This window comes from Pseudomonas sp. 05T35, assembly GCF_056396605.1.
In genome coordinates, this window is sequence record NZ_JBFTLU010000401.1 from 1 (window position 1) to 7674 (window position 7674).

Genomic DNA, 7674 nt, shown 5'->3' on the forward strand with positions numbered 1-7674 from the left:
TACATGTTTAGCCCGGAGCTGCTTCTGTTTGTGCGGAGCTCAGGGAAGTTGATGTTTCTTATCTAGGAGTGAGGGGATGAAAAGAATAGTTGCGGTAATTTCTGCAATGCTGCTTTCAGCCTGTGTGAATCATCGGGGTTTTGCCGTTACACAACAATCTGCTCCGCCAGACGCAAACGCGATAGAAGACTTGCGCGTTGTCGGGCCGCAGACGGCGAAGAACCTGACGGATCGCTATAACAACGTTCCAAAGGTTTGCCGAACATTTTCCCCGGGCACAGTATTCGAGTGTTCAGGCGTCATTCTCAGAGGCACCAGTCACTCCACGCAGTATCACTCGTGGGATCCTAACCCCAGCCCGACGGTCAAGGGCGTATCGGCCTCGTACGTGAGACAGGATTCGAGGTTCAGGAGCATGTACATTTACAAGAATGGCTTCATTTTTTACGCGAAGCGCGATGCGCCTGCGGACAAGAAAAATATCGACATTCTTTGTTTTTTTCCTCGAGACGGGGCAACCAATGACAGGGAAGATCAGGGGTGTGGGCAAAGTTCGGATGGACCCACCAGCCGGGAATGCCAATCCCAGGGAATTACCACGGCTGAGCAGTGGGTTGTCCACTATAAAGAACATAAAGGTTATGGTGGTATGTGTGGATTCAATGTGCGAGATGYCTTGGGTGAACATGCGGTCAGCGCAATTAACGAAGGGTTGAAGGCCCAAGGGTTGATCTTCGAAGATTCGTTCAATGATTACAACGAAATCAGACTGGCCAAGTGGGAACAGGGTATTGGCAAAGTACTGCCTTTGCAGGCGTTCTTTTACTTCAATGCAGAGGGTAAGGCAGTTGCGCAATACGATCAAAAGGACTTTCTGACTCAGACAGGCATCTCGCGTCCGATTATTTACATCATCATGCCCGTCTCACCGTCAGATCAGGCGATGTTCAAGTTCATTGAAGAAGATCAGGCCATCCCCCTCGATCGTCAGCGGGGATAGAGGGTGTCGCGGACAAGGGCAAGCTGCCCCGGCCCAACTGTCCGCGATGGCGTCCTGTCAGGCCAGCGCAACCTCTGCCGGCGAAACGATACTGGTCTTGCCCCCACGGGATTTGCCAGAGCTCAAATACTCGGCAATCGACTCTTGGGTCACTTCCCCAAGGAACACCCGCTCGGCATCCATTACTGGCAACCACGACCGGTTGAACTCGTACATGCGCGACAAGAGGATTCGCAGGTGCTCGTCGTAGGCTGCCGTGGCGTTGAATTCGCGCAGGTATTGCACGCAGGTGCCGGCCTGACGGTGCAGATCGCGGCGCCGCACATAACCCAAGGCCTTGTTGTCGGCGCAGGTGACCACCACGTAGCGGCGGTCGAGTTCGTCCATCAACTCCAGCGCTTCGGTCACCGGCGTTTCCGGGCTGACTGACGGCGCGTTGTCCGCCGCGTCTTCGGCCTTGACCAGCAGCAGGCGCTTGAGCGTGCTGTCCTGGCCGACGAAGTTGCTGACAAAGTCATCCGCCGGGTGCGCGAGCAAGGTGTCCGGGTGATCGACCTGGATCAGCTTGCCTCCACGGAAGATCGCGATCTTGTCGCCGAGCTTGATCGCTTCGTCGATGTCATGACTGACCATGATCACGGTCTTGCCCAGCGCCCGCTGCATCTCGAAAAACTCGTTCTGGATCATCTCGCGGTTGATCGGGTCGACCGCGCCGAACGGTTCGTCCATCAACAGCAGTGGGGCGTCGGCGGCGAGGGCGCGGATCACGCCGATCCGCTGTTGCTGGCCACCGGACAGCTCGCGCGGGTAGCGGCTCAGATACTGCTTGGGTTCGAGCTTGATCATGCTCATCAACTCGCGGGCGCGGTCGTGGCATTGCTGTTTGTCCCAGCCGAGCAGGCGCGGCACGATGGTGATGTTTTCCTCGATGGTCATGTTCGGGAACAGGCCGATCTGCTGGATCACATAACCGATATTGCGGCGCAGCGTCACTGCGTCGAGGTCGGTGGTGTCTTCGCCGTTGATCAGGATTTTGCCCGAGGTTGGTTTGATCAACCGGTTGATCATTTTCAACGTGGTGCTTTTGCCGCAACCCGAGGGCCCGAGGAACACGCAAATCTCGCCTTCATTGACGGTCAGGTTCACCGAGTCCACGGCTTTGATGTCTTTGCCGTTGCTGTGAAAGGTTTTGCTGAGGTTTTGAAGTTCGATCATTTCAGGAGTCCTTTTGGAGTCAGCGAACGTTGCAGCCATTGCAGAAGCAGGTCGGCGAAGATCGCCAGAAGACTGACCAGCACCGCACCGACGATCAGCATCGACATATCGCTGCGGCTGATGGCAGCGAGGATCAATACGCCCAGACCACCGGCGCCGATGGTGGCGGCGATGGTCATCACACCAATGTTCATGACCACGGCGGTGCGCACGCCGGCGAGGATCACCGGCACCGCAATCGGTAATTCGACCATGCGCAGGCGTTGACCGAAGGTCATGCCGATACCGCGTGCGGCTTCGCGAATGCCGGGTTCGACGCCGGTCAGCGCCAGGTAGGTGTTACGCATGATTGGCAGCAGGGAATACAGAAACACCGCGGTGATGGCCGGCATCGGTCCCAGGCCCTGGCCGAATTTCGAGTAGAACGGCAATAGCAGACCAAACAGTGCAATCGACGGGATGGTCAACAGCACCGTGGCGCTGGCTTGCAAGGGACCGGCCAGCGTCGGGAAGCGCGTCATCAGAATGCCCAGCGGCACGCCGACCACAATCGCCAGRGTCACGGCGATGCCGACCAGGGTGACGTGTTGCCAGGTCAGGTGCAGGACGAGTGGCCAGTCCAGATGGGAAAAGGCGTTGAGAAACTCCATGGCTTTTCCTCCTTAGTTCAATGGGTGCTGGCGCAAGAAATCTGCGGCCACGGCGGAAGGGCTTTCATGATCGACATCGACCCGCGCATTGAGCTGACGCATGGTTTGGTCGTCGAACAGTTCGGCCAGTGGTTTGAGCTGTTCGGCCAGTTGCGGATGGGCATCGAGGTACACCTGACGCACAACCGGCGCAGCGGTGTAGTCGGGGAAGTAATGCTTGTCGTCTTCCAGCAGTTTCAACTTGAAAGCGTTCAAGCGACCGTCAGTGGTGTAGACCAGGCCGGCAAATACCTGGCCATTGCGCAGCGCGGTGTAGACCAGCCCGGCGTCCATCTGGCGGATATTGTTGCGGGTCAGGTTCATGTTGTAGAGCTTGACCATGCCTTTGAGGCCGTCGGAACGGTTGGCGAACTCGGTGTCCAGAGCCACCAGGTGGTTGGCCTTCACCTCAGCGCCGAGCACGTTGTTCAAGTCGCTGATGCGGTTGATCTGCGGGTATTCGTCAGCCACGTTCTTCGGCAGCGCCAAGGCGTAGGTGTTGCTGAATTTCGACGGACTGAGCCAGACCAGACCCTTTTTCGCGTCGAGCTCCTTAACCCGCGCGTAGGACTGTTCGCTGTCGAGTTTCTCGGTGACATGGTTGTAAGCCACCAGCGACACACCGGTGTATTCCCACATCAGGTCGAGTTGACCGTTTTCATGGGCGCTGCGGGCCAGGCTGCTGCCCAGGCCGCCGGTCACCTGAACCTCGTAACCCTTCGTCCGCAGGTATTGCGAGGTAATTTCCGCGAGCAGGGTTTGTTCGGTGAACACCCGGGCGCCGATGCGGATCAACGGTTTGTCGGCGGCATGGGCAAATCCTGCGCACAGCAGGACGCAGCCTAGTAACAAGCTAAATGTCTTCATGATTATTCCTTCGCTCAGCCGGATTCAGGACTGGGGTAAACCGCGTTCCAGCCAGAGTCGGCTGGCCAGTGTCACCAGACCGTCGAGCAGTAAGGCCAGCAGGGCAGTGCAGACTGCGCCGAGGATCAGTTGCGGCTGATTGTTCAAGGCGATGCCAGGGAAAATCAGGCTGCCCAGGCTGTTGGCGCCGATCAGGAACGCCAGTGGGGCGGTGCCGACGTTGATCGCCAATGCGACGCGCACGCCGCCGATGATGATCGGCACAGCGTTCGGCAGTTCGACCCGCCAGAGCACCTGACGCGGGGTCATGCCGATACCGACAGCCGCCTCCTTGAGTGAACCCTGAACGTTTTTCAGGCCTTCGTAGGTGTTGCGCACGATGGGTAATAGGGACGCGAGGAACAGCGCAAATATCGCGGGGCCGCTACCGATCCCGAGAATCCCCAGGGCGATGGCCAGTACGGCGAGAGGCGGGACGGTGTTGCCGATGTTGAAGAGCTGCATGAAGCGTTCGGCGCGTCCGACCATGGTCGGGCGGCTGAGGAGGATGCCGGCAGGAAACTGTTCGCGAAAAGCAGCTCGTTCGATGCCGGCAAAGCGGCATGAGATCGAGCCATAAGCGCAGCCTCGTCAGGCTGACTTGCTGATATTTCAGCCCCTGACGACAGGTCGTAACAGGGGAGTGGACGGCTCCACTCTTTAAAAGGTTCCACAATTAGCAGCATTTAGCCACCCCATTCGCCTCACATCCTGTAGCAGCTGCCGAGCCCGCGAGGCTGCGTTCGGCTGCGAAGCGGCCGTAAAACCGTCATGCGCGGTATGCCTGAAAGACCACGTTTTTTGATTTACGACGGCTGCGCCGCCGAACGCAGCCTCGCAAGCTCGGCAGCTGCTACAGGGTGAACGGTGGTCCGTGGCCCCATGTTTACGCTATACTCGCCGCCCTTTTTTGAATCACCTGCCAGGCGATTTCCCATGACCAAACAGGCCGCCGAAGTCGCGAAACGCCGCACTTTCGCCATTATTTCCCACCCCGATGCGGGTAAGACCACCATCACCGAGAAGCTCTTGCTGATGGGCAAGGCGATTGCGGTTGCCGGCACGGTGAAGTCTCGCAAATCCGACCGCCATGCCACCTCCGACTGGATGGAAATGGAAAAGCAGCGTGGTATTTCCATTACCACGTCGGTCATGCAGTTCCCGTATCGCGATCACATGATCAACCTGCTCGACACCCCGGGCCACGAAGACTTCTCCGAAGACACCTACCGCACCCTGACGGCGGTCGACTCGGCATTGATGGTCCTCGACGGCGGTAAGGGTGTAGAGCCACGGACCATCGCCCTGATGGACGTCTGCCGTCTGCGTGACACGCCGATCGTCAGCTTCATCAACAAACTCGACCGCGACATTCGTGACCCGATCGAACTGCTCGACGAAATCGAAGCCGTCCTGAAGATCAAGGCTGCGCCGATCACCTGGCCGATCGGTTGCTACCGCGATTTCAAAGGCGTCTATCACCTCGCCGACGACTACATCATCGTCTACACCGCAGGCCACGGCCACGAGCGGACCGATGTGAAAATCATCGAGAAGCTCGACTCCGATGAAGCCCGAGCGCATTTGGGTGACGAGTACGAGCGCTTCATCGAACAGCTGGAACTGGTGCAAGGCGCCTGCCACGAATTCAATCAACAGGAATTCCTGGACGGCCAACTGACCCCGGTGTTCTTCGGTACGGCGCTGGGCAACTTCGGGGTCGATCACGTGCTCGACGCCGTGGTCGACTGGGCACCGAAGCCGCTGGCCCGTGTCGCCAACGAGCGTACCGTGGAACCGGTGGAAGAGAAGTTCAGCGGTTTCGTGTTCAAGATCCAGGCGAACATGGACCCTAAACACCGCGACCGCATTGCCTTCATGCGTATCTGCTCCGGCAAGTACGAAAAAGGTATGAAGATGCGCCACGTGCGTACCGGCAAGGACGTCCGGATCGGCGATGCGCTGACCTTCTTCTCCTCCGAGCGTGAGCAGCTGGAAGAAGCGTTTGCCGGCGACATCATCGGTTTGCACAACCACGGCACCATCCAGATCGGCGACACCTTCACCGAAGGCGAAACCCTGGGCTTCACCGGTATCCCGCACTTCGCCCCGGAACTGTTCCGTCGCGTACGCCTGAAGGATCCGCTCAAGTCCAAGCAACTTCGCCAGGGCTTGCAGCAGCTGGCCGAAGAGGGCGCGACCCAGGTGTTCTTCCCGGAACGTAGCAACGACATCATCCTCGGCGCCGTCGGTGTGCTGCAGTTCGATGTGGTCGCCAGCCGCCTGAAAGAGGAATACAAGGTCGAATGCGCCTACGAGCCGATCACCGTGTGGTCCGCCCGCTGGATCGATTGCAGCGATAAGAAGAAGCTCGAAGAGTTCAGCGTCAAGGCCGTGGAAAACCTCGCCCTCGACGGCGGCGGCCACCTGACCTACCTGGCCCCGACCCGGGTCAACCTGGCACTGATGGAAGAGCGCTGGCCGGACGTGAAATTCCGCGCGACGCGTGAGCATCATTAAGCGCTGAGCGTTGTCAGTGATAGAGGGAGGTCATGATGACCACCCTCATTTGGCCAATACACAGTCTTTCTAAGAGTTTTGCATTTTGTAAAGCTCGCGGAGAGCTTTCTCCTGGTCATCGGTCTCCGCTGTAGACGCGTCGATAAGTGCTTCTAACTTGGAGGCCGGACTTCCTTTGGGGAGTTTGTATATTCCATAAGCTGTCATCATCGTTCCCGTCCTTCCCTGGCCAAAACCACAATAAACCAAAGCGTTACCTCCTTTATCCAGTACGCTATCTATGGCCTTACACCCCTGTAAAAGTTCTTTGGCTGAAGGGGTGCTGAAATCCACAATGGCGAGATTGTGATAAGTGATATTCTCTTTGCTCAATGCTACTGCGCTGGTTTCATATATTAAATTATGATTCAGGCTGATGATGCCTTTGATGTTGTAGACTTTTAAAAGTGCGATGGCCGGTGTGTCAAACTTTTGAAGTGTGTCATCTGTATCGTTGTAGTATGGCTGTGAACTTCTGAATACTTTGGTTGTACCTTTGTCAAAGGTAACCCAGTTTTTGAACACGGCGGTTTTGCCTGATGACAATTTTTCTACATAGCCTGTCAGGCTGCTGACACTTTTTTTCATTTTAGTTCTCCAGGTTAGTTCGCCCTTCCAGCATTGATAGTGTTCACTATCAATGCTGGAAGGGGGCGCTACAAAAAGAGGCGGCCAGATTAATACCTTGGTGTCGACAGATGGTTTGATAGAGCGTGGTAATTGCACTCACGCCCGTGAGGGCAGATTAAACACGAGCCCACTGCCGGAAGAGGTTGTCCGCATAAGACCGAAAAACAGATGCGTTATTTACAAAACGTTGGGCTACGCTCATCGGGTCTATTGGCGGTTCAGAAAAGACGGTTTGGATAAAAGAATCAAATGATGAAATTATTTTTTCGACCTCTTCGACATACTGTCTTTTTGGCTCCCGCAAGCGCTCGTAATCTTCGATTTGTGCTATTTCATCGAAGTAGTATTTGAGTTGCCTATCTGTATTGTCGGCACGTTGGTCTCGTGCCATGATCTTTTTGATGATTTCCGTTCGGGCTTTCACCATGTCTTCATATTTCAACTGCGCGTCGGCCATTTTAAGAACGCTCTTCGCTGCTTCGATGCCCTCTTTTACCAGGGTACGTTTGAAATTTGCCGGTGATTCGGATGTCACCACCCCTTCGACTTGCTCTATAAGTGGACTTATCTTGTCATAAAAAGACTGACTTTCGAATAGTTCAATGGCAGCATCAAGGGACTTTTTGTTCTTTAGTAAGACGTCATAATAATCGTCGCCCTTTTCCAGTTTAGAAA

General features: G+C 56.1%; 7 protein-coding genes and 1 pseudogene. 2 read left to right on the plus strand and 6 right to left on the minus strand.

What is annotated here, in order from left to right; genetic code table 11:
* The first annotated feature begins 76 nt into the window (after nt 1-76).
* On the plus strand, nt 77-1000 hold the full coding sequence (locus tag AC1DH9_RS23790) for a hypothetical protein (RefSeq protein ID WP_477808886.1): 924 nt from the start codon (nt 77-79) through the stop codon (nt 998-1000).
* Nucleotides 1001-1057: 57 nt separating this feature from the next.
* Here the strand turns inward: AC1DH9_RS23790 and AC1DH9_RS23795 are convergent, their stop codons facing one another.
* The 4 genes and pseudogenes from AC1DH9_RS23795 to AC1DH9_RS23810 all read right to left on the minus strand — a co-directional run.
* Nucleotides 1058-2215 carry an osmoprotectant ABC transporter ATP-binding protein OsmV gene (locus tag AC1DH9_RS23795; RefSeq protein ID WP_427542679.1) on the minus strand — a complete coding sequence of 386 codons (1158 nt, stop codon included), beginning with the start codon at nt 2213-2215 and terminating at the stop codon, nt 1058-1060.
* A complete protein-coding gene (locus AC1DH9_RS23800; protein ID WP_427542676.1) occupies nt 2212-2865 on the minus strand; it encodes an ABC transporter permease in 654 nt (217 codons plus the stop codon). The genes AC1DH9_RS23795 and AC1DH9_RS23800 overlap by 4 nt, the downstream gene beginning before the upstream one ends.
* Nucleotides 2866-2877: 12 nt before the next feature.
* The gene (locus tag AC1DH9_RS23805; RefSeq protein ID WP_427542673.1) at nt 2878-3771 is read right to left on the minus strand and encodes a glycine betaine ABC transporter substrate-binding protein; all 894 of its coding nucleotides are present in this window, start codon (nt 3769-3771) and stop codon (nt 2878-2880) included.
* Nucleotides 3772-3795: 24 nt separating this feature from the next.
* Nucleotides 3796-4332: pseudogene (locus AC1DH9_RS23810) on the minus strand (ABC transporter permease); the annotation flags it as partial.
* A 414-nt stretch (nt 4333-4746) separates the two neighbouring features.
* On the opposite strand from AC1DH9_RS23810, the gene AC1DH9_RS23815 reads away from it, so the two are divergent.
* On the plus strand, nt 4747-6330 hold the full coding sequence (locus AC1DH9_RS23815; RefSeq protein ID WP_427530037.1) for a peptide chain release factor 3: 1584 nt from the start codon (nt 4747-4749) through the stop codon (nt 6328-6330).
* 69 nt (nt 6331-6399) lie between these two features.
* On the opposite strand, the gene AC1DH9_RS23820 is transcribed toward AC1DH9_RS23815, so the two are convergent.
* Complete coding sequence (locus AC1DH9_RS23820) at nt 6400-6957, minus strand: protein-tyrosine phosphatase family protein (RefSeq protein ID WP_427542667.1); 558 nt, start codon at nt 6955-6957, stop codon at nt 6400-6402.
* Between the two features lie 157 nt (nt 6958-7114).
* A partial coding sequence (locus AC1DH9_RS23825) for an alpha-xenorhabdolysin family binary toxin subunit B (protein WP_477808887.1) occupies nt 7115-7674 on the minus strand: 560 nt, incomplete at its 5' end.